Origin of the sequence: Pseudomonas sp. KBW05 (assembly GCF_003852405.1) — a bacterium.
Lineage (GTDB): Bacteria > Pseudomonadota > Gammaproteobacteria > Pseudomonadales > Pseudomonadaceae > Aquipseudomonas.
The window spans coordinates 43,421-68,851 of the sequence record NZ_QAJM01000024.1; the positions used below are offsets into that span (position 1 = coordinate 43,421).

18 protein-coding genes are annotated in these 25,431 nt (G+C 60.9%); 11 read left to right on the forward strand and 7 right to left on the reverse strand.

Translation table 11 applies throughout. The features are described from left to right. Positions 1-129 precede the first annotated feature (129 nt). A complete protein-coding gene (locus tag DBR46_RS22840) occupies positions 130-1,905 on the forward strand; it encodes an ABC transporter transmembrane domain-containing protein (RefSeq protein ID WP_124528028.1) in 1,776 nt (591 codons plus the stop codon). A gap of 63 nt (positions 1,906-1,968) precedes the next feature. On the opposite strand, the gene DBR46_RS22845 is transcribed toward DBR46_RS22840, so the two are convergent. Further along, positions 1,969-3,897, reverse strand: a complete 1,929-nt coding sequence (locus DBR46_RS22845) for a transglycosylase SLT domain-containing protein (protein ID WP_026136848.1) — start codon at positions 3,895-3,897, stop codon at positions 1,969-1,971. A 213-nt stretch (positions 3,898-4,110) separates the two neighbouring features. Here DBR46_RS22845 and DBR46_RS22850 point away from each other — a divergent pair, with 213 nt between their 5' ends. Then, a complete protein-coding gene (locus tag DBR46_RS22850) occupies positions 4,111-6,030 on the forward strand; it encodes an ATP-binding cassette domain-containing protein (protein ID WP_017737329.1) in 1,920 nt (639 codons plus the stop codon). A gap of 124 nt (positions 6,031-6,154) precedes the next feature. Here DBR46_RS22850 and DBR46_RS22855 read toward each other — a convergent pair whose 3' ends face one another. Further along, positions 6,155-6,595, reverse strand: coding sequence for a universal stress protein (locus DBR46_RS22855; protein ID WP_124528029.1), 441 nt, complete (start codon positions 6,593-6,595; stop codon positions 6,155-6,157). Between the two features lie 105 nt (positions 6,596-6,700). Here DBR46_RS22855 and DBR46_RS22860 point away from each other — a divergent pair, with 105 nt between their 5' ends. The 7 genes from DBR46_RS22860 (at position 6,701) to DBR46_RS22895 (ending at position 15,116) form a co-directional block, all read left to right on the forward strand. Then, a complete protein-coding gene (locus DBR46_RS22860) occupies positions 6,701-7,138 on the forward strand; it encodes a hypothetical protein (protein WP_124528030.1) in 438 nt (145 codons plus the stop codon). A gap of 493 nt (positions 7,139-7,631) precedes the next feature. Continuing rightward, entirely contained in the window at positions 7,632-9,779 is a 2,148-nt protein-coding gene (gene fadB, locus DBR46_RS22870; protein WP_124528031.1) for a fatty acid oxidation complex subunit alpha FadB, read from the forward strand. A 29-nt stretch (positions 9,780-9,808) separates the two neighbouring features. Next, positions 9,809-10,984: an acetyl-CoA C-acyltransferase FadA gene (gene fadA, locus DBR46_RS22875; RefSeq protein ID WP_026136849.1), complete on the forward strand. Its 1,176-nt coding sequence runs from the start codon at positions 9,809-9,811 to the stop codon at positions 10,982-10,984. 97 nt (positions 10,985-11,081) lie between these two features. Further along, positions 11,082-11,318, forward strand: a complete 237-nt coding sequence (locus DBR46_RS22880; RefSeq protein WP_124528032.1) for a DUF1653 domain-containing protein — start codon at positions 11,082-11,084, stop codon at positions 11,316-11,318. 114 nt (positions 11,319-11,432) lie between these two features. Then, entirely contained in the window at positions 11,433-14,054 is a 2,622-nt protein-coding gene (gene topA, locus DBR46_RS22885; RefSeq protein WP_124528033.1) for a type I DNA topoisomerase, read from the forward strand. 176 nt (positions 14,055-14,230) lie between these two features. After that, positions 14,231-14,752 carry a DUF6586 family protein gene (locus DBR46_RS22890; RefSeq protein WP_124528034.1) on the forward strand — a complete coding sequence of 174 codons (522 nt, stop codon included), beginning with the start codon at positions 14,231-14,233 and terminating at the stop codon, positions 14,750-14,752. A gap of 130 nt (positions 14,753-14,882) precedes the next feature. Next, positions 14,883-15,116: a hypothetical protein gene (locus DBR46_RS22895; RefSeq protein ID WP_026136850.1), complete on the forward strand. Its 234-nt coding sequence runs from the start codon at positions 14,883-14,885 to the stop codon at positions 15,114-15,116. 217 nt (positions 15,117-15,333) lie between these two features. Here DBR46_RS22895 and sulA read toward each other — a convergent pair whose 3' ends face one another. Together sulA and lexA are read right to left on the reverse strand one after the other, a co-directional pair. Then, positions 15,334-15,810 carry an SOS-induced cell division inhibitor SulA gene (gene sulA, locus DBR46_RS22900; RefSeq protein WP_124528035.1) on the reverse strand — a complete coding sequence of 159 codons (477 nt, stop codon included), beginning with the start codon at positions 15,808-15,810 and terminating at the stop codon, positions 15,334-15,336. 10 nt (positions 15,811-15,820) lie between these two features. After that, a complete protein-coding gene (gene lexA, locus DBR46_RS22905) occupies positions 15,821-16,429 on the reverse strand; it encodes a transcriptional repressor LexA (RefSeq protein WP_003172575.1) in 609 nt (202 codons plus the stop codon). A 263-nt stretch (positions 16,430-16,692) separates the two neighbouring features. On the opposite strand from lexA, the gene DBR46_RS22910 reads away from it, so the two are divergent. Beyond that, on the forward strand, positions 16,693-17,400 hold the full coding sequence (locus DBR46_RS22910; protein ID WP_124528036.1) for a TetR/AcrR family transcriptional regulator: 708 nt from the start codon (positions 16,693-16,695) through the stop codon (positions 17,398-17,400). A 145-nt stretch (positions 17,401-17,545) separates the two neighbouring features. Then, positions 17,546-18,556, forward strand: a complete 1,011-nt coding sequence (gene nagZ / locus DBR46_RS22915; protein ID WP_124528037.1) for a beta-N-acetylhexosaminidase — start codon at positions 17,546-17,548, stop codon at positions 18,554-18,556. 111 nt (positions 18,557-18,667) lie between these two features. Here the strand turns inward: nagZ and DBR46_RS22920 are convergent, their stop codons facing one another. Genes DBR46_RS22920 through mfd form a run of 3 tightly spaced genes read right to left on the reverse strand, consistent with a single transcriptional unit; the run spans position 18,668 to position 25,398 of the window. Then, a complete protein-coding gene (locus DBR46_RS22920) occupies positions 18,668-21,358 on the reverse strand; it encodes a DEAD/DEAH box helicase (RefSeq protein WP_124528038.1) in 2,691 nt (896 codons plus the stop codon). Positions 21,359-21,367: 9 nt separating this feature from the next. After that, on the reverse strand, positions 21,368-21,937 hold the full coding sequence (locus DBR46_RS22925; protein WP_124528039.1) for a CsiV family protein: 570 nt from the start codon (positions 21,935-21,937) through the stop codon (positions 21,368-21,370). 11 nt (positions 21,938-21,948) lie between these two features. Continuing rightward, positions 21,949-25,398: a transcription-repair coupling factor gene (gene mfd / locus DBR46_RS22930; protein WP_124528040.1), complete on the reverse strand. Its 3,450-nt coding sequence runs from the start codon at positions 25,396-25,398 to the stop codon at positions 21,949-21,951. Positions 25,399-25,431 lie beyond the last annotated feature (33 nt).

The following is a 25,431-nucleotide window of genomic DNA, read 5'->3' on the forward strand; positions in this document are numbered from 1 at the left end:
GGCATTAGACCGATAGCCTCTAGGGGCCCATATCGGCGGGCATAATTAACCTGACTCATTGTTATTTACCCAAGTTCCCCCAATGTTGCTGTGTAGATACCTATCCTCCTTGCGCAGGTGAAGCCCTCCATGTTCTCGATCCGTCAACGCCGTGCGATTCGCCTGGCCAGCCGCTTTATTGCGCCCTATCGCTGGCAGGCGTTGGGTGCCTTGCTGGCGCTGATTGTCACGGCGGGCATCACCTTGTCCATGGGGCAGGGCATCCGCCTGCTGGTGGACCAGGGCTTCATGACCCAGTCACCGCACCTGCTCAACCAGTCCATCGGCTTGTTCATGCTGCTGGTGCTGGGCCTGGCCGTGGGCACCTTTGCGCGGTTCTACCTGGTGTCGTGGATCGGCGAGCGGGTAGTGGCGGACATCCGGCGCCAAGTGTTCAACCACCTGATCTACCTGCATCCCGGCTTCTACGAGAACAACCGCAGCTCGGAAATCCAGTCACGGCTGACCACCGACACCACGTTGCTGCAATCGGTAATCGGCTCTTCGCTGTCGCTGTTCCTGCGCAATGCCTTGATGGTGATCGGCGGCATCGTGTTGCTGTTTGTCACCAACCCCAAGCTCACCAGCATCGTGGTGGTGGCGTTGCCGCTGGTGTTGGCGCCGATCCTGATCTTCGGCCGCCGCGTGCGCAGCCTGTCGCGCCAGAGCCAGGACCGCATCGCGGACGTGGGCAGCTACGTGTCCGAGACCCTTGGCCAGATCAAGACCGTGCAGGCCTACAACCACCAGGTACAGGACGAAAAGCGCTTCGCTGTGACCGTGGAAGAGGCGTTTACCACGGCGCGCAAGCGCATCCTCCAACGCGCGTGGCTGATTACCCTGGTGATCATGCTGGTGCTGGGGGCGGTGGGCGTGATGCTGTGGGTTGGCGGCATGGACGTGATCAATGGGCGCATTTCCGGCGGTGAGCTGGCGGCGTTCGTGTTCTACAGCCTGATCGTCGGCAGTGCGGTCGGCACCCTCAGCGAAGTGCTAGGCGAGTTGCAGCGCGCCGCCGGTGCGGCCGAGCGCATTGGTGAATTGCTGCAGTCGAGCAACGAGATCCAGGCGCCGGTCACTGGCACGGTCCAACTGCCGGGGCGGGTCAGCGGGCGTATGGAGCTGCAAGACCTGCGCTTTTCTTACCCGTCGCGGCCCGACAGCTACGCCATCGACGGCCTGAATCTGACGATCAATCCCGGTGAAACCCTGGCGCTGGTCGGCCCGTCCGGCGCGGGAAAATCGACTATCTTCGATCTGTTGCTGCGCTTCTATGACCCCCAGCACGGTCGCATCCTGATCGAAGGCCTGCCGCTGACCGAGCTAGACCCCATGGACCTGCGCCGTCACTTCGCCCTGGTGTCCCAAAGCCCGGCGCTGTTTTTCGGCAGCGTCGAAGAGAACATCCGCTACGGCAACCCGTCCGCCACCCAGGAACAGGTCGAAGCCGCCGCACGCATCGCCCACGCCCACGATTTCATCCTGCAAATGCCCGACGGTTACCAGACCCACCTGGGCGACGGCGGCATGGGCCTTTCCGGCGGCCAGCGCCAACGCCTGGCCATCGCCCGCGCCTTGCTGGTGGATGCGCCGATCTTGTTGCTGGACGAAGCCACCAGCGCGCTGGATGCGCAGAGTGAGCATTTGATCCAGCAAGCGCTGCCGCAACTGATGCAAGGGCGCACCACGCTGGTGATCGCCCATCGACTGGCGACGGTGAAGAACGCCGACCGGATTGCGGTGATGGACCAGGGCAAGCTGGTGGCGGTGGGCACGCATCAGCAGTTGATTGCGAGCAATCCGTTGTATGCGCGGTTGGCGGCCTTGCAGTTCAGTGATGGGGTTGAAGAACAGGTTTCACACTAAACGCCAGCCCATAAAAAATGCCCGCATCTCTCAATGCGGGCATTTTCATTGCTGCTTTACGCCTTACTGATCATCAAAATAACGCTCATGCCAATCCACCAGCGGCTGCGGTGAGTTGAGCTTCTGCCCGTAGATCACCGAATAAGACAGCACGTTCTGCACATACTGGCGGGTTTCGTCGAATGGGATGCTTTCTACCCATACGTCGAAACTCAGGTGGTCGGCGCCACGCAGCCATTGGCGCACGCGGCCGGGGCCGGCGTTGTAGGCGGCGGAGGCGAGCACGCGGTTGCCGTTGAACTGGCTGTGCACCTGGCTCAGGTAGGCGGCGCCGAGCTGGATGTTTTTGTCCGGGTCGAGCACTTGGGCCGGGGAGGCCAGGGGGATGCTGAATTTGCGTGCAGTCTCTTTGGCCGTGCCGGGCATCAGTTGCATCAGGCCGCTGGCGCCGACGCCGGAGCGCGCGTCGTCCATGAAGGCGCTTTCCTGGCGGGTGATGGCGAACACCCAGCTCGAATGCAGGCCACGCACCTTGGCTTCGCGCACCAGGGTGTCGCGGTGGGCCATCGGGAAGCGGATGTCCAGGTCGTCCCAGTACTGCGCCTGGCTGATGGTGCGGATCGCCGGGAAGTACCACTTCATGTCGTAGGCCAGCTTGGCCTGGGCGACCATTTCATCGCGGTTGAAGTGGCGGCTGACGTGGTACCACTCACGGCGGCCATCGACGATCTGGCCGCGGGCGTAGAACTCCAGGGCACGGCGTACGCCTGGGGTGTTGCGCACTTTGTTGACCAGCGCCTGGCTCATCACCAGCGGTCGGTTGGTCAACTGGTACGGGGATTTGGAGCGGTCGGCAGCGAGGAAGCCGTAAAAATCACGCTCCTTGGCCACGTTTTTGTAGAGCACCAGCGCTTGCGGGTTTTTCGGCTCGGCCAGTTCCAGGCTGCGGGCCTGCCAGTAGCGCCAGCGGTTGGTGGTCGCCAGATCCTGTGGGAGCTTGCGGGTGAGCTGGTAGGCATCTTCCCAGCGTGCCAGGCGCAACAGCAGGCGCAGACGCCATTCGGACACGGTGTTGTCGCGCAATTCCGGGTCGTATTGGGTCATCACGTCGAGGGCGCGCGGGTCGTAGCGACGGGCCAGAGTCAGGCCGATTTCGCGGGCGATCGACACTTTTTCGTCACGGGAGAAGTGCATGCTGCTGGCGTAGCCGTCGAGCAGGGCCATGGCCTTGTCCGGGTCCTGGCGCGCCAGACGGCGCAGGCCCAGGCCCACGGCGTCAGACATGGCTTCGTTGACCGGCCGGAAGCGCGACGGGTCGCCGAGCATGTCGGGTTTTTGCGCCACGTCCACCATCAAGCGGCCTTGGGCACCCAAGGTGGGCAGGGTTTTTACCAGGCTGTTGGCCAGCGCGTAGTTGCGCGCTTCGGCGGCGAGCTTGGCGCGGTCCCAGATCTTCTGCTCGGTGAGTTGGCCATCGGCGGCCCATTGGGCAAAGGTGGCATCACAGGCGGCAGGCTGGGACTTGCCGGTCAGCCAGAGCTTTTCGGTGGTCTTGTAGCCTTCGGCCTTCAAATTATGGGTGAGCTGGAACTGGCCGTGCAGGCAATCCAGCTCGACGAAATTGAGCTTGGGGTCGTAGTACTTTTCAAAGGTCTGCCAGTCGCCACGGTCGGCCAGCCAGCGCAACCAGCGCAACTTCATCCAGTTGGCCTGGGGCAGGTCGCCGTTTTTGCCGAGGAACTGTTCGATTTCCTCGTTGCTCGCGGTTTTCAGGCGCGCAGTCAACTCGTCATAGGCCAGGTACGGCGTCAGCGGATAGTCGGCCAGCGCCTGGCTGTATTGCATGTAAGGGCCGGAATCACCCTTGGCCAGGGCGCGCTTGGCTTCATCGTAATACTGGCGTTGGGTGGTGAGGTCCACGGCCTGGGCAGATTGGGCGGCAGTGGCGGAAAGAAGCAGACAAGATAAAAAGTTGAAAAGGCGACTGCGCATGAGACGTCCGTGCAGAGAAATCACGAATAGCGCCGGCGCGGCCGACACTGATTGCCCCTAGCTTAGCCTTTTGCTCGACGCAGGCGAAAGCTTTGCCAGCCGGTTCGTTCAGGTTGCTCGGAAATGTCCTACAGAACGTGTCTATATAGAAAATGCCAGCCGCATCCCACCCCTAACTCAGGTAGAATGCGCGCCCAGTTTTTGGAGAAGCGTATGACCCTGCTCAAATTCAGCGATGTGTCCCTTGCTTTCGGCGCTATGCCGTTGTTGGACAAGGTGTCCTGGCAGATCGCCCGTGGTGAGCGGGTGTGCATCATCGGCCGCAACGGCACCGGCAAGTCCAGCATGATGAAGCTGGTCAAAGGCGACCAGAAGCCCGATGACGGCTCTGTCTGGCGTGCCCCGGGCCTCAAGATCGGCGAATTGCCGCAAGAATTGCCGGTGGCCGACGGACGGACAGTGTTCGACGTGGTTGCCGAAGGCCTCGACGGCGTCGGTGAGTTGCTGGCTCAGTACCATCACCTCGCACAGAACTGCGTCACCGAAGACGACCTGAACAAGCTGATGCATGTCCAGCAAGACCTCGAAGCCCGTGACGGCTGGCGCTTGCAGCAATTGGTCGACAGCACCCTGAGCCGCCTGCAACTGCCGGCCGACAAGACCCTCGCCGAGTTGTCCGGTGGCTGGCGTCGCCGCGTGCTGCTGGCCCAGGCCCTGGTGTCCGAGCCGGACCTGCTGCTGCTCGACGAACCGACCAACCACCTGGATATCGGCGCGATCGCCTGGCTGGAAGAAGCCCTCAAGGAATTCCAGGGCGCCGTGCTGTTCATCACGCACGACCGGTCCTTCCTGCAAAACCTCGCCACGCGCATCCTCGAACTGGACCGTGGCGGCCTGATCGACTGGAACGGCGACTACGCCAGCTTCCTGGTGCACAAGGAAGCCACGCTGGCGGCGGAAGAAACCGCCAACGCCTTGTTTGACAAAAAGCTGGCCCAGGAAGAAGTCTGGATCCGCCAGGGCATCAAGGCCCGTCGCACCCGTAACGAAGGCCGTGTACGTGCCCTGAAAGCCCTGCGTGTTGAGCGCAGCGAGCGTCGTGAGCGTACCGGCAAGGCCAATATCCAACTGGATACCGCCGACAAGTCGGGCAAGCAGGTGATGGTGCTGGAGAACGTCAGTTTCCATCACCCGAACGGCCCGTTCCTGATCAAGGACTTCTCGATGGTCCTGCAGCGCGGCGACCGTATCGGCCTGCTTGGCGCCAACGGTACCGGCAAGACCACCTTGCTCAAGCTGATGCTTAACGGCCTGCAACCGACCAGCGGCACCGTGGAAGAGGGCACGCGCATCGACGTGGCCTACTTCGACCAGTTGCGCCACCAGTTGGACCTGGAAAAAACCGTGATCGACAACGTCGCCGAAGGCCGCGACTTTATCGACATCGACGGCCAGAGCCGCCACGTCCTCAGCTACCTGGGCGACTTCCTGTTCAGCCCGCAACGTGCGCGTACGCCGGTGAAAGCCTTGTCCGGTGGTGAGCGTGCGCGCCTGCTGCTGGCCAAGCTGTTCAGCAAACCAGCCAACCTGCTGGTGCTCGACGAACCAACCAACGACCTCGACGTGGAAACCCTCGAACTGCTGGAAGAGGTCCTGCTGACCTTCAACGGCACCGTGCTGATGGTCAGTCACGACCGGGCATTCCTCGACAACGTGGTCACCAGCACCCTGGTCTTTGAAGGTGAAGGCAAGGTGCGTGAATATGTCGGTGGTTACCAGGACTGGTTGCGCCAGGGCGGCTCGCCGCGCCTGCTGGGCGTGACCGAGAGCAAGTCCGGCAAGGCCGACTTGAACTCGGCGGTGGTCACTCCGGTGGCTGCTGCTGAGCCGGCTGTCGAAGCTGCACCGGCTGCCAAGAAGAAGCTGAGCTACAAGCTGCAACGTGAGCTGGAAGCCTTGCCGGGTGATATCGAGGCCAAGGAACAGCAGATCGCGGCGGTTGAAGCGGACATGGCTGACGCGGGTTTCTACCTGCGTCCGGCGGCTGAGACGGCCAAGGTCATTGCTTCCCTGGAGACGTTGAACCAGGAGTTGGAAGTGCTGGTTGAACGTTGGGCTGAGTTGGATGCCTGAGTGATCTTGCTGCACTAAAAAAGCCCGGCGTTCATTCCTATGAGCGCCGGGCTTTTTATATGAAATGCGATCTAAAAATGTGGGAGCTGGCAAGCCAGCTCCCACAGGTTGATCTCGGTAGGGCTTAAGGGGCTTTGACCAGCTTGACGGCCAGCACGTCGCACGGCGCACCGTGCAGCACGTCATTGGCGGTAGAGCCCAGCAACAACGCCAAACCATGACGGCCATGGCTGCCGACCACGATCAGGTCGCAGGCCTTTTCCTTGGCCAGGTGGTGGATTTCCTGGCGCGGTTGGCCGTAGGTCAGGTGGCAGTCTTCCTTTTTCAAGTGCGGGTATTTGAGAATCAGACGGTCAAGACGCTCTTTGGCCTGATCAAACTGTTGTTGCTGCAACTGGGAAAGGTCCATCGGCACATCGCCGCCAAAGGCCATGGCCATGGGCTCAACGATATGCACCAGCGAGAGAATGGCGCCATTGGCCAATGCAGATTCCTGTGCGCGCTTGATCACTGGATCGCACTCTTCGGTCAGATCGACAGCGACCAGAATATGTTGGTAGGGCATGAGGCGTTCCTCCAAGGGACTGCAATAAATTCAGTATGGCTGCTTTCAAGCGGATGGGGTTGCGTCAGATCAAATCCGCTCATCTAGAAATTCGGGAGTACACATATGACGGTCTGGATAGTGGTGTCAATCCTTGTGGTGGTGTTGAGCCCTCTGGCATGGCTGCGTCCGTCGCGCCATCAGAGCGGGCGCATGGCCCTGCGCATGGAGGCGCGCCGCATCGGCCTGGCCATGCAGTTGTCGCCCCAGGAGTGGCCGCACTGGCTCAAGCAGGAACCGCCGAGCCCCTGTGCGCAGTACTGTCGGCCACGGCGGGGCAGCACGCCGGCGCTGTGGAGCTACTGGCAGTTGGAGCCGGGGGTGTGGGTCAACCAATGGCGTGAAGTCTGCATCGATGAGAAGTTGTTGCCGTATTTTTCGACGCTGCCGGACAACGTCTACAAGATCGAGGCCGACAAGCAGATGATCGCCTTGTATTGGGGCGAGAAGGGCGAGGCGACTGTGTTGCAGGACATCGACAAGCTGCTCAAGGCCCTGGCCTGATAAACAACAGGCAATAAAAAGCCCGACATCATCATCGGGCTGGAGTTGGCCAGGCAGGCCGGTAATTTCGTGTTGCACGCGTCGGATATTCATCCAGACGCTTTACGGTTGCGGCTAGCCTAGCCGCATATCCCGTTCTGTACAGCCCTTTTCCACAACTTTTCTCTTATTGATTTCGTGAATATTTGAATATTTGAATATTGACGAGGCGCGTGCCTGTGGTTCGGGTTCTGAAGTGACTGGAAAGTCGCGTTTTTCCTAGCCTTTCGAGCGATTGACAATTGCCCGGAATTGGATGAAGGTGGCGTACCCAAATCAAACGGGCGTATGAATTGAGCGTTTGTCTGTCAGACCGCTCATACAGAACCCCGACTATCGCATTGGCGGGTGTGCCTGGCGGATTGGCCTGAACGTTGACGAAAACCTCAATGTCCAACCAATAGGCCAGCGTCCAATGTGTACTGTTCAGCGTCCATATCGTGGAGATCAGTTGATGATTTACGAAGGTAAAGCCATCACGGTTAAGGCTCTTGAAAGTGGCATCGTCGAATTGAAATTCGACCTCAAGGGTGAGTCCGTCAACAAGTTCAACCGTCTAACCCTGAATGAATTGCGTCAGGCCGTAGACACCATCAAAGCAGATGCCTCGGTCAAGGGTGTGATCGTTTCCAGCGGCAAGGACGTGTTTATCGTCGGCGCGGACATCACCGAATTCGTCGACAACTTCAAGCTGCCCGATGCCGAGCTGGTGGCTGGCAACCTCGAAGCCAACAAGATTTTCAGCGATTTCGAAGACCTCAACGTACCGACCGTCGCTGCGATCAACGGCATCGCGTTGGGCGGCGGCCTGGAAATGTGCCTGGCGGCGGACTTCCGCGTCATGTCGGCCACGGCCAAGATCGGCCTGCCTGAAGTCAAACTGGGCATCTACCCAGGGTTTGGCGGCACCGTCCGTCTGCCGCGCATCATCGGTGCCGACAACGCCATCGAGTGGATTGCTGCCGGCAAGGAAAACCGTGCTGAAGACGCGCTGAAAGTCGGTGCCGTCGATGCCGTGGTTGCCCCGGACAAACTGGCCGAAGCCGCACTGAACCTGATCAAGGGCGCCATCAGCGGCGAATTTGACTACAAGGCCAAGCGTCAGCCGAAGCTGGAAAAACTCAAGCTCAACGCCATCGAACAAATGATGTCGTTCGAAACCGCCAAAGGTTTCGTGGCTGGCCAGGCCGGCCCGAACTACCCGGCGCCGGTTGAAGCGATCAAGACCATCCAGAAGGCGGCGAACTTCGGTCGCGACAAAGCCCTGGAAGTGGAAGCGGCAGGCTTCGTCAAACTGGCGAAAACCTCGGCAGCCCAGAGCCTGATCGGCCTGTTCCTGAACGATCAGGAACTGAAGAAAAAGGCCAAGGCCTACGACGAAATCGCTCGCGACGTGAAACAGGCTGCCGTTCTCGGTGCCGGTATCATGGGCGGCGGTATCGCCTATCAGTCGGCGTCCAAAGGCACGCCGATCCTGATGAAAGACATCAACGAGCACGGTATCGAGCAAGGCCTGGCGGAAGCCGCCAAGCTGCTGGTCGGCCGCGTGGACAAAGGTCGCATGACCGCGGCGAAGATGGCTGAGGTGCTTAACGGCATTCGTCCTACGCTGTCCTACGGCGATTTCGGCCACGTCGACCTGGTGGTCGAAGCGGTTGTCGAGAACCCGAAGGTCAAGCAGGCCGTACTGGCTGAAGTCGAAGGCCACGTGAAGGAAGACACCATTCTGGCGTCGAACACCTCGACCATTTCCATCTCGCTGCTGGCCAAGGCCCTCAAGCGTCCGGAAAACTTCGTCGGTATGCACTTCTTCAACCCGGTGCACATGATGCCGCTGGTGGAAGTGATCCGTGGCGAGAAGTCCAGCGAGCTGGCCGTTGCCACCACCGTTGCCTACGCGAAGAAAATGGGCAAGAACCCGATCGTGGTCAATGACTGCCCGGGCTTCCTGGTCAACCGCGTGCTGTTCCCGTACTTCGGCGGTTTCGCCAAGCTGGTCAGCGCCGGTGTGGACTTCGTGCGCATCGACAAAGTCATGGAAAAATTCGGCTGGCCGATGGGCCCGGCGTACCTGATGGACGTGGTCGGCATCGACACCGGCCACCATGGTCGCGACGTGATGGCTGAAGGCTTCCCGGACCGCATGAAAGACGACCGCCGCTCGGCGATCGACGCGCTATACGAGGCCAAGCGCCTGGGCCAGAAGAACGGCAAGGGTTTCTACGCCTACGAGGCCGACAAGAAGGGCAAGCAGAAGAAAGTGGCCGATCCATCGGTTCACGAAGTACTCGCGCCTGTCATCTATGAGCAGCGTGAGGTGTCGGACGAAGACATCATCAACTGGATGATGATCGCCCTGTGCCTGGAAACCGTGCGTTGCCTGGAAGACGGCATCGTCGAAACCGCCGCCGAGGCCGATATGGGCCTGGTGTACGGTATTGGTTTCCCTCCATTCCGTGGTGGTGCGCTGCGTTACATCGACTCGATCGGTGTGGCCGAGTTCGTTGCCCTGGCTGATCAATACGCTGATTTGGGCCCGCTGTACCACCCGACCGCGAAGCTGCGTGAGATGGCCAAGAACGGCCAGAGCTTCTTCGGTTAAGCGCCCAGACGACTAGAGCGAGAATATTTATGAGCTTGAATCCAAGAGACGTGGTGATTGTCGACTTCGGTCGCACGCCAATGGGCCGCTCCAAGGGCGGCATGCACCGCAACACCCGCGCCGAAGACATGTCGGCGCACCTGATCAGCAAATTGCTGGAACGTAACGTCAAGGTCGATCCGAACGAAGTCGAAGACGTGATCTGGGGCTGCGTCAACCAGACCCTGGAGCAGGGCTGGAACATCGCGCGCATGGCGTCGCTGATGACCCAGATCCCGCACACCGCTGCCGGCCAGACCGTCAGCCGCCTGTGTGGCTCGTCGATGAGCGCGCTGCACACTGCTGCGCAAGCGATCATGACCGGTAACGGTGATGTGTTCGTGGTCGGCGGCGTGGAGCACATGGGCCACGTCAGCATGATGCACGGCGTCGATCCTAACCCGCACATGTCGCTGTACGCGGCGAAAGCCTCGGGCATGATGGGCCTGACCGCGGAAATGCTCGGCAAAATGCACGGCATCACCCGCGAAGCCCAGGACGCGTTCGGCGTGCGTTCCCACCAGCTCGCCCACAAGGCGACCGTGGAAGGCAAGTTCAAGGATGAGATCATCCCGATGAACGGTTACGACGAGAACGGTTTCCTGAAACTGTTCGACTACGACGAAACCATTCGTCCGGACACCACCCTGGAAAGCCTGGCGGCCTTGAAGCCAGCGTTCAATCCGAAGGGCGGCACCGTGACGGCGGGCACTTCGTCGCAAATCACCGACGGTGCTTCGTGCATGATCGTGATGTCGGCGCAGCGTGCCCAGGACCTGGGTATCCAGCCGCTGGCGGTGATCCGTTCGATGGCCGTGGCGGGTGTGGACCCGGCGATCATGGGCTATGGTCCAGTACCGGCCACACAAAAAGCCTTGAAGCGCGCGGGCCTGACCATCTCCGATATCGACTTCTTCGAGCTCAACGAAGCTTTCGCTGCACAGGCCCTGCCAGTGCTGAAAGATTTGAAAGTACTCGACAAGATGAACGAGAAGGTTAACCTGCACGGCGGTGCGATTGCCCTGGGCCACCCATTCGGTTGCTCCGGTGCACGTATCTCCGGCACTTTGCTTAACGTGATGAAGCAAAATGGCGGCAACCTTGGGGTTGCAACCATGTGCATTGGTCTCGGCCAAGGCATTTCCACCGTCTTCGAACGCGTCTAAGCGTTGAGTTGACGGAAGCCGGGGCCCAGTGCCCCGGTTTTTGTTTTTGGGTGGTTTTGTATTTTTTTTTTAACAAATTTTGTAAGAGGGCCAGAGCATGCAAGTCGAACCAGGGCTCTACCAGCATTATAAAGGTCCGCAGTACCGTGTTTTCAGTGTGGCGCGGCACTCCGAAACCGAAGAAGAAGTGGTGTTCTACCAAGCACTGTATGGCGAATACGGCTTTTGGGTGCGCCCTCTGAGCATGTTCCTGGAGACCGTCGAAGTTGACGGCGAGCAGGTCCCGCGCTTTGCTTTGGTGCAGGCCGAAGCCAGTCTTTTTTCAGGGCAATAACGGCGGGTCGCGCAGAATGCTGCGCTTGACCTCACCTTGTTGCCACTATATATAGCGTTGCCGCGACAGGCGCCAACTGCCTCTCACTTCTCGAATTCAGGAATTTTCCGATCCATGGGCAAATCGCTGGTCATTGTGGAATCCCCGGCTAAGGCCAAGACCATCAACAAGTACTTGGGTAACGAGTACGTGGTGAAGTCGAGTATCGGCCATATCCGAGACCTGCCCACCAGCGGTTCGGCTAGCGCCAGCAAGGAGCCTGCCGCGAAGCGCGGCAAGGCTGCTGCGGGCGAAGGTCCGGTGCTCACGCCTAAAGAGAAAGCGCGCAAGCAGCTGGTTTCGCGCATGGGTGTGGACCCGGACCATGGCTGGAAGGCCAAGTACGAAATCCTTCCGGGCAAGGAAAAGGTCATCGAAGAGCTGCGCCGGCTCGCCAAAGATGCCGACACCATCTATCTCGCAACGGACTTGGACCGCGAAGGGGAAGCCATTGCCTGGCACCTGCGGGAAGCCATCGGCGGTGATGACAGCCGCTACAAGCGTGTGGTGTTCAACGAAATCACCAAGAAAGCCATCCAGGAAGCCTTCTCCAAGCCGGGCGAGCTGGACATCGACCGCGTCAACGCCCAGCAGGCCCGGCGTTTCCTCGACCGCGTCGTGGGCTACATGGTCTCGCCGCTGCTGTGGGCGAAGATCGCCCGTGGCCTGTCCGCTGGCCGTGTGCAATCGGTTGCGGTGAAGCTGGTGGTGGAGCGTGAGCGCGAGATTCGTGCGTTCATCCCTGAAGAATATTGGGAAGTCCACGCCGACCTCGGCACCGCCAAGGGCGCCAATGTGCGCTTCGAAGTGGCCCGTGAGAACGGTGAGGCCTTCAAGCCGCTGAACGAAGCCCAGGCCATGGCCGCGCTGGAGAAGCTCAAGTCTTCCAGCTACAACATCGTCAAGCGTGAAGACAAACCGACCAGCAGCAAGCCGTCGGCGCCGTTCATCACCTCCACCCTGCAACAGGCCGCGAGCAACCGCCTGGGCTTCGGTGTGAAGAAAACCATGATGATGGCCCAGCGCTTGTACGAAGCCGGCTACATCACTTATATGCGTACTGACTCCACCAACCTGTCGCAAGACGCGGTGGCGATGGCACGTACTTATATTGAAGGCGAGTTCGGCAAGAAGTACCTGCCGGAGAACCCGAACGTCTACAGTAGCAAGGAAGGCGCACAAGAGGCTCACGAAGCGATTCGTCCTTCTGACGCCAACACCGCGCCGGCCAAGCTGACCGGCATGGAGCGCGACGCTGAGCGCCTCTACGAGCTGATCTGGCGCCAATTCCTGGCCTGCCAGATGCTGCCAGCGCAATACCTGTCCACCACGGTGACCGTGGCGGCTTCCGACTTCGAGCTGCGTGCCAAGGGCCGTATCCTCAAGTTCGACGGCTACACCCGCGTGATGCCGCAAATCGCCAAGCCAGGCGACGACGACGTGCTGCCGGACATGGCCCAGGGCGACACGCTGAAACTGATCAAGCTGGATCCGTCCCAGCACTTCACCAAGCCGCCGGCCCGTTACTCGGAAGCCAGCCTGGTGAAAGAGATGGAAAAACGCGGTATCGGTCGTCCTTCGACCTATGCGGCGATCATCTCGACCATTCAGGATCGTGGCTACGTGGCGCTGCATAACCGTCGTTTCTACTCGGAAAAGATGGGCGACATCGTTACCGAGCGTCTGTCCGAGAGCTTCTCCAACCTGATGGACTACGGCTTCACCGCCGGCATGGAAGAGAACCTCGATGACGTGGCCCAGGGCGAGCGTGATTGGAAAAGCGTGCTGGACGAGTTCTACGGCGACTTCAAGAAGAAGCTCGAAGTGGCCGAAAGCCCAGAACACGGTATGCGCGCCAACCAGCCGGTGATGACGGACATCCCGTGCCTGACGTGCGGCCGTCCGATGCAGATCCGTACCGCCTCCACTGGCGTGTTCCTCGGTTGCTCGGGCTACAGCCTGCCGCCGAAAGAGCGCTGCAAGGCCACGGTCAACCTGGTGCCGGGCGATGAAATCGCGGCTGACGACGAGGGTGAGTCCGAGTCGCTGGTACTGCGTGGCAAGCATCGCTGCCCGATCTGCAGCACGGCGATGGACGCCTACCTGCTGGACGAGAAGCACAAGCTGCACATCTGCGGTAACAACCCGGATTGCAACGGCTACGAGATTGAAGAGGGCACCTACCGCATCAAGGGCTACGAAGGTCCGAGCCTGGAATGCGACAAGTGCGGCAGTGAGATGCAGCTCAAGACCGGCCGCTTCGGCAAGTTCTTCGGTTGCACCAACGCGACCTGCAAGAACACCCGCAAGCTGCTGAAAAGCGGTGATGCGGCGCCGCCGAAAATGGACCCGGTGAAGATGCCGGAGCTCAAGTGCGAGAAGGTCAACGACACCTATATCCTGCGTGACGGTGCTTCGGGCCTGTTCCTGGCTGCGAGCCAGTTCCCGAAAAACCGCGAGACCCGTGCGCCGTTGGTCATGGAGATCGTGCCGCACAAGGATGAGATCGATCCTAAGTACCACTTCCTGTGTGAAGCGCCGAAGAAGGACCCGGATGGTCGTCCAGCCGTGATCCGCTACAGCCGCAAGACCAAGGAGCAGTACGTGCAGACCGAAGTGGACGGCAAGCCTACTGGCTGGAAAGCGTTCTACGACGGTGGCAAGTGGAAGGTCGAGGACAAGCGCCAGGGCGCTTGATCGGCTAGTCTGACCAGGTTGTAGGGACGGGCTTGTTGTGGCGAGGGAGCTTGCTCCCGCTGGACTGCGCAGCAGGCCCAAGATTTTGGGGGCGCTGCGCACCCCAGCGGGAGCAAGCTCCCTCGCCACATTACAAAGCCAGCATCACGCCTCTTTTCGTTGTGGAGACTGCCGTTATGGCCAACGAACTCTATACCCGTACCAATCAGAAAATTTACTTCGCGGGTTTGTCCCTGGAAGCCCTTGGCCGTGCTGAGGAAGGGAAGGAGATGAATGCCATCGCGTTGGTCCAGGCGGGGCGTGAAGCGGCGTTGTTCCACCTCTACGGTGCGTTGCTGGGGTTGTGCCATGAAATCGCCGGGTTCTATCGCTTGCCCCAGGCTGGTTCGCCGCGTGCAGAAATGATCATGAATCGTGAAGTGCTGGACACAATGGCGATTCCTGAGCTTGCCGAGTTGGTAGAGATGGCCCAGAGCCCCGACAGTTGGGTTGCGCGCTTGCTTAAGGCCCATGCCGATATGTTTCAGCCGCCACGTGTTCCCCATGTGCCCAAGGGTGATGTGACCCAGCCATTGATCGTGGCAGTGGCGCTGGAAGAAGACGAGCCCAAGCCTCTGAGCCGGGAAGAGCTTGAAAACTGGCGTCAGGAGCTGAAGAAAATGGCGCTGCGTTTTCGTGAAGGCTTGAACGAGTGCTAATGCATCCCCACTTATCCTATAAGCAGCGCAAAGCACCATTCATCATGCTGTAAAGAAACCTCTTCAGATCCTCAGCGGGGCCGGGTGGATGACTGATATAATCCTGGCCTTTCGTGGAGAACTGACTTTTATGCCAACGTCCTTTCTGGAAATTGTTGAACTGCCTGACGGCCGAATCGAGCTGCGCCGGGCTGAGGACGAGGGTTCTCTGGTGACTTTGGATTTTTCCGAGGATGCCAAGGCGTTCCTGCAAGGCCAGCACGTGGAAGTGGCAAAAGCCATGTTGAGCGTGGGTGTGCAGATGGCAGGTCGCCTGGCGGAAGGCGAGCCGGAGAAGGATGATGGGCCGCGGGTTCTGCACTGAGAGCTGTGGTTAAGGTGTTTGCTGTGATTTTACGGGCTTGCTGTGCTGAGCGGGCTTTTGTGGCGAGCGAGCTTGCTCGCGCTGGGCTGCGAAGCGGCCCTAAATAGATTGATGCGGTGTATCAGGCATTCCACGGTGTCTGGTTTTGGGGCTGCTCCGCAGCCCAGCGCGAGCAAGCTCGCTCGCCACAGCCACAGCCACAGGTCGGCCTGTGACTTTATCCCAATCGAATATTCAAGCTCTGAGCATCGCCCGTACGTGCAGCACTGATCAGCTGCTGCTTGGCGCTTGCGTTCAATGGATTCAACCAACTCACCACCGTATGGCTACGGCCCAGGCGCAACGCTTCGCAGGTCAACTGCTGGGCACTTTGCGCGCCGCGCGGTTGCAGCAGAAGGATGCGTTCACGGTTGAGGCCGGCGTCCCGCAGCCAGGCTTGGGTCAGGCTGGCGGGCGGGGCGATCAGCGTCAGCCAGCGGGCGTCGTCCTGTTCTTCGCTCAGCTCGCGCAGGATTGGCGCCAGCAGGCTCAGGCAGCTCCCGGCCGCACCGCGCAACGACAATTCACTGAACGCCTCAGGCTCGGCGCTCCAGGGCGCCTCGACCGTTTCCTTGAGGATAGGCGCAAGGGGTTGGGCCATAAAGGCCTCGAACAGCGACAGTTGTGTGTGTTGCGGGGTGTGCACGAGCTGCATGATGCCTCCTTTAGCGGCGAATGACGCCGACGCTCAAGCCTTCGATCACCAGGTCCTGATCTTTCAGGTTCACTTCAATCGGGGCGAACTCAGGGTTCTCGGCCAGGAGCCAGACCTTGCTGCCTTCGCGCTTGAAGCGTTTGACGGTGACTTCATCGCCGATACGGGCGACAACGATCTGGCCATTACGGGCTTCGCGGGTGGTGTGGACGGCCAGCAGGTCGCCATCGAAGATGCCCACGTCCTTCATGCTCATGCCATGGACGCGCAACAGATAGTCGGCGCGAGGATGGAAGAAGGTCGGGTTGATGTTGCAGGATTCCTCGACGTGCTGCTGCGCCAGGATCGGCGCACCGGCGGCGACGCGACCGATGATCGGCAGTGTCGATTCGTCGGCCTTGGCTTCAAAGCCAGGGATACGAATGCCGCGTGAGGCACCTGGGGTCATCTCGATCGCGCCTTTGCGAGCGAGGGCCTTGAGGTGTTCTTCTGCGGCGTTGGGGGACTTGAATCCCAGTTCCAGCGCAATTTCCGCTCGTGTCGGCGGGTAGCCGTTGTCATCGAGGCAGCGCTTGATAAAAGCCAGAATCTCAGCTTGGCGTGGCGTCAGTTTTAGCATGTTGATCGCTCTGTCTTTTTATACAGTGACTGGGATTATATACAGTGAACTGCGCTTGGCAATCATCCTTTTCTGCCACTCCGCTGGACGGTCATTCGTCACTCCTCCCACAAGCCGGAGATAGCGCTGCCTACAGAGCGGGAAGGATGTGATTAAATAGCGATGAAATAGATGACTGCCCGGCCGGAAAACGGCCCCTCAGGGTTGACAAGACACAACCTGAAACGTATGTTTCAAACAAGTGTTTGTCAGGCGGAGTAGCCATGGCCCAGTCGGAAACCGTTGAACGCATTCTCGATGCTGCCGAGCAATTGTTCGCGGAAAAAGGATTTGCTGAAACTTCATTGCGGCTGATCACCAGCAAGGCCGGGGTCAACCTCGCCGCCGTGAACTACCATTTCGGCTCGAAAAAAGCCCTGATTCAGGCGGTGTTCTCGCGCTTCCTGGGGCCGTTCTGCGCCAGTCTCGACCGCGAGTTGGAACGCCGCCAGACCAAGCCTGAAAACAAGCCAAGCCTGGAAGACCTGCTGGAGATCCTTGTCGAGCAAGCGCTGGTGGTACAACCGCGCAGCGGCAACGACCTGTCGATTTTCATGCGTTTACTGGGGTTGGCGTTCAGCCAGAGCCAGGGTCACTTGCGTCGTTACCTGGAAGACATGTACGGCAAGGTTTTCCGTCGCTATATGTTGCTGGTCAACGAAGCCGCCCCGCGCATTCCGCCCATCGAGCTGTTCTGGCGCGTGCACTTCATGCTCGGCGCTGCGGCGTTCAGCATGTCCGGGATCAAGGCCCTGCGCGCCATTGCCGAAACCGACTTCGGTGTGAACACCTCCATCGAGCAGGTCATGCGCCTGATGGTGCCGTTCCTCGCCGCCGGCATGCGTGCCGAGTCCGGGGTGACCGACCAGGCCATGGCGGCCGCGCAATTGCGCCCGCGCAGCAAATCCACGCCGGCAGTCGCCAAGGTTTGACCCTTCCGGGTGTGCGCGGCCGCTTGCATCCGCTAAGCTAGCCGCCCATGCCGAATTCAGCTATTTACTCGCAACCTGCTGTGTTCACCGTGCTCATCGCATTGGGTGAGTGCGGCGGGTTGTGTGCGTTATTTAAGGAAGGTTTATGACTGCTGCCCTGCAAGGTTCTTTGATGGTTGACGTGGCCGGCACCTGGCTGACGGCCGAGGATCGCCACCTGTTGCGCCAGCCTGAAGTGGGTGGCCTGATCATTTTTGCGCGCAATATCGAGCATCCGCGCCAGGTGCGGGAGCTGAGCGCGGCGATTCGTGCCGTGCGTCCGGACCTGCTGCTGGCCGTCGATCAGGAGGGCGGTCGTGTGCAGCGCTTGCGCCAAGGCTTTGTACGCCTGCCGGCCATGCGCGCGCTGGCCGACAACCCCAATGCCGAATACCTGGCCGAACAGTGCGGCTGGATCATGGCCACTGAAGTGCTGGCCGTGGGTCTCGACCTGAGCTTCGCCCCGGTACTGGACCTGGATTACCAGCGCAGCGCCGTGGTCGGCACCCGTTCCTTCGAAGGCGACCCCGAGCGCGCCGCCGTGCTCGCCGGCGCCTTTATCCGTGGCATGAACAGCGCCGGCATGGCCGCCACCGGTAAACATTTCCCGGGGCACGGTTGGGCTGAGGCCGATTCCCACGTTGCCATTCCCAATGATGAGCGCAGCCTGGAACAGATTCGCGCCAATGACCTGGTGCCTTTCGCACGCCTGAGTAAGCAGTTGGCCGCAGTCATGCCGGCCCATGTGATCTACCCGCAAGTCGATTCCCAGCCCGCTGGCTTTTCGCGCCGCTGGTTGCAAGACATCCTGCGCGGCGAGCTGCAATTTGATGGGGTGATTTTCAGCGATGACCTGTCCATGGCGGGTGCCCATGTGGTCGGTGATGCGGCCAGTCGGATCGAGGCTGCGCTGACGGCGGGTTGCGACATGGGGCTGGTGTGTAACGATCGTGCGGCGGCGGAGTTGGCATTGACCGCTGCGCAGCGGATGAAGGTCAAGCCTTCCGCACGCATTGCGCGGATGCGTGGGCAGGCGATTGCTTCTACGGATTACAAGCAGGATCCGCGTTGGTTGGCGGCGCTGACGGCGTTGCGGGATGCTCAGTTGATTGGCTGAAGACCGCGGCGCGGCTTTCGCGAGCAAGCCCGCTCCCACATTCGACCGAGTTCCAACTTTGGAATGCAGTCAAATGTGGGAGCGGGCTTGCTCGCGAAAGCGGTCTCGAAATCAGCGCTTCTCTTGCTTATGGGGCAACGGCGCAAATAACGCCTCGATATCCTCATTACCCAACTGCCAATCCCCCGTCGTACGCCCATCCAGCACGCCCGCTGCCAAGTCGGACTTTTCCTTCTGCAGATGCTGGATTTTCTCCTCCACCGTGCCCCGCGCAATCATCTTGTACACGAACACCGGCTTCTCCTGACCGATGCGGTACGCGCGGTCGGTGGCCTGGTTCTCCGTGGCCGGGTTCCACCAGGGGTCGTAGTGGATCACCGTGTCCGCTTCCGTGAGGTTCAGGCCCACGCCGCCGGCCTTCAGGCTGATCAGGAAAATCTGTAGCTTGCCGCTCTGAAAGTCCTTCACCGGCGTGCGCCGATCGCGGGTCTGGCCGGTCAACAGGGCGTAGGCAACGCCGCGCTTTTTCAGTTCGGCTTCGATCAGGCTGAGCATCGAGGTGAATTGCGAAAACAACAGAATCCGCCGGCCCTCGGCAAACAGTTCTTCGAGCATTTCCATCAGGCTGTCAAGCTTGCCCGAGCTGCTGCCACGGGCGGGCAGGGCGGCGTCGTTGACCAGGCGCAGGTCACAGCAGACCTGGCGCAGCTTGAGCAGCGCTTCAAGAATGATGATCTGGCTGCGCGCTACGCCCTTGCGGGTGATTTCGTCGCGCACCTTCTTGTCCATGGCCAGGCGCATGGTTTCGTATACGTCGCGCTGGGCTTCGTTGAGATCGACCCAATGGATGATCTCGGTCTTGGGCGGCAACTCCGTGGCCACCTGTTCTTTGGTGCGACGCAGCAGGAAGGGTTTGATCCTACCGTTGAGGTGCTGCAATCGCACTTCGCTGGCGCGCTTTTCGATGGGCACGCGGTAATCGCGGTTGAAGCTCTTCACGTCACCCAGCCAGCCCGGCAGCAGGAAGTGGAACAGCGACCACAGTTCGCCCAGGTGGTTTTCCAGCGGCGTGCCGCTCAGGCACAGGCGCTGCCGCGCATTCAGCTCGCGCGCGGCCTGGGCCGCCTTGCTGTTGGGGTTCTTGATGTACTGGGCTTCGTCGAGTATCAGCACATGCAGCGGCTGGGCGGCGAGCAGTTCGATGTCCTTGGGGAGCAGGGCGTAGGTGGTCAGCAGCAGGTCATAGTCCTGCAGGTTCTTGAAGTGTTTCTTGCGCCCGGCGCCGTAGAGGGCCACTACCTTGAGTTGCGGGGTGAAGTGCGCCGCTTCATCGAGCCAGTTGGGGATCAGGCTGGTAGGCATCACCACCATGCACGGGCGGTCCAGGCGTCCGGCGTTTTTCTCCATGAGAATATGCGCCAGGGTTTGCAGGGTTTTGCCCAGGCCCATGTCGTCCGCAAGAATGCCGCCCACATCCAACTGGCGTAGCGACTGCATCCAGCTCAAGCCTTCCAGCTGATATGGGCGCAAGGTCGCGTTCAGTCCTTCGGGCGCTACGCAGGTGAAATCCTTGATGTCCCGCAGGCGCTGGGCGAAGTTGCGGATTTTTTCGCCGCCCTCCCATTGCAGGGGCAGGTCTTCCAGCGGGTTCAAGCGAATGGCATCGGCCTTGGCCAGGCGCAAGGTGGTGGTGCCGGCTTCCTGTAGGTAAAACTCGCCGAGCGTCGCCAGTACGGGCTTCAATCGGCCGTAGGGCAGCGCCACTTGCAATGGGCCATGGCCGTTGGGCAGGCCGGGGATATTCACCAGGATCAGCTCATCATCACGCCGCCGTGCGAGCTTCTCCGGGTTGAGGATTTCGGTGTGGGAGCGCATCAGGTTCAACAGGATCGGCAGCAGGCTCAGGCGCTCGCCGTTGACGATGATCCCCAGTTCCAGGTCGAACCAATCGCGCTCCGGCCCCTCGTCGACGGTGGCGTACCAATCGTCAACGGCGCTCAGATCGAAGCCGAAATCGTCATCGATCAGCAACTCCCAGCCCTCGGCGCGCAAGGTGGGCGATACGTTCAGGGTGAAGTTCAGCCAGGCGCTGTCATTGACCATCTCGAACAGCTCGCCGGCGCTTTCCGGCAAGGCTTTGCTCTGGCGCGTGGCGATCTTGAAGCCGAGCAAGCGCAGTTGCTCGCGATAGGGCTGTTCCAGTTCGGGATGGCGCTTGATCCGCAGGCTTTGGGTGTCCTGGCGGACGATAATGTCGGCGTTCTTCTGCCCGCTGACATAGTTGCCCAGGTAGTTGAACGACAGCGCCGCACGGTGCTGGATATAACGCTGCATCTTGCCGTTGCGCGGTTCAAACGCGCTGAATTCGACACTGGCCAGCCACAGGCGCGGCACCGGCGGCACGTCCTCCATCACCACTTGTGGCAACACCACACGGTTATCCAGCACGGCCTGGAGCTTTTCCAGCAGCTCGGCATCCTGGGCGGCGGCCGGGTAGGCCAGGGTTTCCTGGACCTTGAGCAGCACGGCGGCGATGTGTTTGCAGTTGGTATGCACCGGGCAGGTGCAACGGCTGTCGACGAGGATCAGCGTGCCCTTGGCCGATTCGCGCAAGGAGATGGTCTGCCGGTACACATTGCCACCCGAGCCTTCGCAACTGGCGACGATGGTGCTGTCGCCGCACTCGACGATGCGCACGCGGTTCTCCAGGGCATAACGGCGCCCGCGCTCCAGGCTCTGCTCTTTAAAGCGATTGGCCCACGACGGGGCCAGGGGTTTGGTCAACTGCGACGTCAGGGGCATGGTGCGTGATCAGTCCTGAACGTCGGGCGGTGGTGCACTGGGCGGCTTGGCGGTCAACGAGGTGATCTTGATCAGCAGCGCCAGGTGGCCGCCGTCCAGGTAGTTGAGTTGGTTGTTCTTGGTGCGCACGTCCGTCTGGCTCAGGTGTTCGCTGGCGACCACGCTGCCGTTGCTGTCAAATTGGTTGATCCAGAAGTTCGCGTCGATGTCGGTGAAACGGCCCAGTTGCAGGTTGAGCACACCCTCGATAGGGAACTGGCCGAACTGTTCCTGGCCATCGGTGATGGCGATTTTCACCGGTTGCTCGCCGAGGTTTTGCTCCCAGGCTTTGTGCGCGAGCACGGTGTAGCTGTTATCGGCGCTGAGCTTGTCGACGATATTGTTCAGGCGTGGCGGGCTCAGTTTGTCGGAATCCAGGCGCATAGCCCCGGCATCCCAGTTTTCCGGCGCGGCGCGGCTGTTGATCACCGGCTCCGCATTCTGGCGCACCAGGATCATTTCCACCTGGTACGGGCTGTCGGCAAACGCCGACGGGGCCACGACCACCAACAACAGGCTCAAAATGCGGAACAGGCGCATTGGGGCGTCCTTCATACGGATTTCGGAATGAGGCGCTCAAACAACGCCTCCAATGTATTAAAGCGTTCTTCGGCGCGTTCCATCGGCACCATGAACTTGAACAGCGTAGCCCCTTCGAACTTGTAGCGGTTGGGCTGGCCCTGGATCAGCTTGATCAGCACCAGCGGGTCCACCGGCGTCTGCGCTTCAAACTCGATGCGCCCGCCTTGCGGCCCGGCATCGACTTTCTTGATGCCCAACTGCTCGGCCTGCAATTTCAGCAGGGTCAGGCGCACCAGGTTCTTGGTCGGTTCCGGCAGCAGGCCGAAGCGGTCGATCATCTCGACTTGCAGGTCCTTGAGGCCTTCTTCGTCGGTGGCCGAGGCGATGCGCTTGTACAGGATCAGCCGTGCGTGCACGTCGGGCAGGTAGTCTTCGGGGATCAACGCCGGCAAGCGCAGGTTGATTTCCGGGCCGCCGCCCAGCGGTTGGTCGAGGTTCGGCTGTTCGCCCTTGCGGATGGCTTTTACGGCGCGTTCGAGCATCTCCATATAAAGCGTGAAGCCTACCGCTTGGATCTGCCCGCTCTGGCCGTCGCCCAGCAGTTCGCCGGCGCCACGGATTTCCAGGTCGTTGGTGGCCAGCACAAAACCGGCGCCCAGGTCCTGGGTGTTGGCGATGGCTTCCAGGCGCTTCTCGGCGTCGGACGTGATCTGTTGGCGCGGCGGCGTGAGCAGATAGGCATACGCCTGGTGGTGACTACGCCCGACGCGGCCACGCAGCTGGTGCAACTGCGCCAGGCCGAACTTGTCGGCGCGCTCGATGATGATGGTGTTGGCGCTTGGCACGTCGATGCCGGTCTCGATGATGGTCGAGGCGATCAGCACGTTGAAGCGCTTGTGGTAGAAGTCGCTCATCACTTGTTCGAGTTCGCGCTCGCGCATCTGCCCGTGGCCGATGGCGATACGTGCCTCCGGCACCAGCTCGGCGAGGTCGGCGGCGCATTTCTCGATGGTCTTTACGTCGTTGTGCAGGTAGTACACCTGCCCGCCGCGCAGCAGTTCGCGCAACAACGCTTCCTTGACCGTGCTTTTGTTCTGCTCCATCACGAAGGTGCGCACCGACAAACGACGCGCCGGCGGCGTGGCGATGATCGACAGGTCGCGCATGCCCGACACTGCCATGTTCAGCGTGCGCGGAATCGGCGTGGCGGTGAGGGTGAGGATGTCGACTTCACTGCGCAGGGCCTTGAGCTGTTCTTTCTGGCGCACGCCAAAGCGGTGTTCTTCGTCGATGATCACCAGGCCCAGGTTCTTGATCTTCACATCGTCCGACAGCAGCTTGTGGGTGCCGATCACGATGTCGATCTTGCCTTCGGCCAAATCGGCGATGGCGGCATTCACTTCCTTGGCCGACTTGAAGCGGCTCATCACTTCCACGGTCACCGGCCAGTCGGCGAAGCGGTCGCGGAAGCTGTTGTAGTGTTGCTGGGCGAGCAGGGTGGTGGGCACCAGGATCGCCACTTGACGGCCGCCGTGTACGGCGATGAACGCGGCGCGCATGGCCACTTCGGTCTTGCCGAAACCCACGTCGCCACACACCAGGCGGTCCATCGGCTTGGGCGCGAGCATGTCGGCGCGCACCGCTTCGATGGTGGTTTGCTGGTCTGGGGTTTCTTCGAAGGGGAAGCCGGCGCTAAAGGTGGCGTAGTCGGCTTTCGGGTCGGCGAACGCATAACCTTCGCGCGCCGCGCGGCGGGCATAGATGTCGAGCAGTTCGGCGGCGACGTCGCGCACTTGCTCGGCGGCCTTGCGCTTGGCTTTCTGCCAGGTCTCGGAGCCCAGGCGGTGCAACGGCGCGAGGGCATCGTCGCTGCCGGTGTAGCGGGCGATCAGGTGCAGGCTGGCCACCGGCACGTAGAGCTTGGCGCCTTCGGCGTATTCCATGGTGAGGAATTCGGCGGCCTGGTTGTCGATCTCCAGGGTCTGCAGGCCGAGGTAACGGCCGACGCCATGGTCAATGTGCACCACCGGCGCGCCCTCGCGCAGTTCGGTGAGGTTCTTGATGACTGCGTCGTTGTTGGCGTCGGCGCGTTTTTCCCGGCGGCGGCGCTGCATCACGCGTTGGCCGAACAGCGGGCTCTCGGCGATCAGTGCCAGCGCCGGGTCATCCAGCAGCAAACCTTCGTCCAGCGGTGCAATGGTGATCGCCAGGCGGTCTTTGCCTTTGACGAAGTCCGGCCAGCTGTCGACGGTTTTTGGCCGCAGCTTCAGGCGTTCCAGCAGCTCCAGCAGGACTTCGCGGCGGCCGGCGGATTCGGCGGTAAACAGCACGCGGCCGGGGAAGTCGCCGAGGAAGTTGGACAGCGCTTCCAGTGGCTGGTTGGCTTTGGCTTCAATCGCCAGGTTAGGCAGCGCCTGCGCGGGGAAGCGTTCACGGCCACTGCCGGCGTCCACGTCCTGCTGACTGGCGACCACGCGCGGCCAGCTTTTCAGGCGGGCGAAGCAGTCTTCCACCGGCAGGAACAGCTCGGCGGGCGGCAATAAAGGCCGGGACGGATCGACGCGGCGCTCTTCGTAGCGGTTGCGCACGTCGTTCCAGAAGTTTTCCGCCGCTTGCTCGATGCCCGGCAGTGAGAACACTTGGGTGTCCTGGGGCAGGTAATCGAACAGCGTGGAGGTTTCGTCGAAGAACAGCGGCAGGTAGTACTCGATACCGGCGGGTGTAATCCCGCTGCTCAAGTCCTGGAAGATCGGGCAACGACGGAAGTCCACGTCAAAGCGTTCACGGAAGCGTGCCTTGAAGCGGGTGACCGCGTCTTTTTGCAGCGGGAATTCCCGTGCGGGCAGCAGCTTGACCGAATCCACCTTGTCGATGGAGCGCTGGTTTTCCGGGTCGAAGGTGCGCAGGGTCTCGATTTCGTCGTCGAACAGGTCGATGCGATAGGGCAGTTTGCTGCCCATCGGGAACAGGTCGATCAGTGCACCGCGCACCGCGAACTCACCGTGCTCGTACACCGTGTCCACGCAACGGTAGCCGCTGGCTTCCAGGCGTGTGCGCATCTGCTCGACATCGAGCTTCTGGCCGATATCCAGCACCAGGCTGCTGCCCAGCAGGAATTTGGTCGGCGCCAGGCGATGCAGGGCTGTGGTGATCGGCACCACCAGCACGCCGTGGGCCAGTTCCGGCAGACGGTAGAGGCTGGCGATGCGCTGGGAGATGATGTCCTGGTGCGGCGAGAACAGGTCGTAGGGCAGGGTTTCCCAGTCGGGAAAATGCAGCACCGGCAAATCGGGGGCGAAGAAGCTCAGCTCCTGCTCCAACCGTTCGGCGCTTTGGCTGTCGGCGGTCAGCAGCAGGGTAAAGCGCTTGGCTGCGCTGGCAGCCTCGGCAATGGCCAGGCTCAGGGCGGCACCGGGCAGGTTGCCCCAGTGCTGTTTGCCTGCCGCAGCAGGGAGAAGCGGTAGACGCAGGACGGGCACGGAAGGTTGAGCTCCAAGCGTTGCGACAAAGTC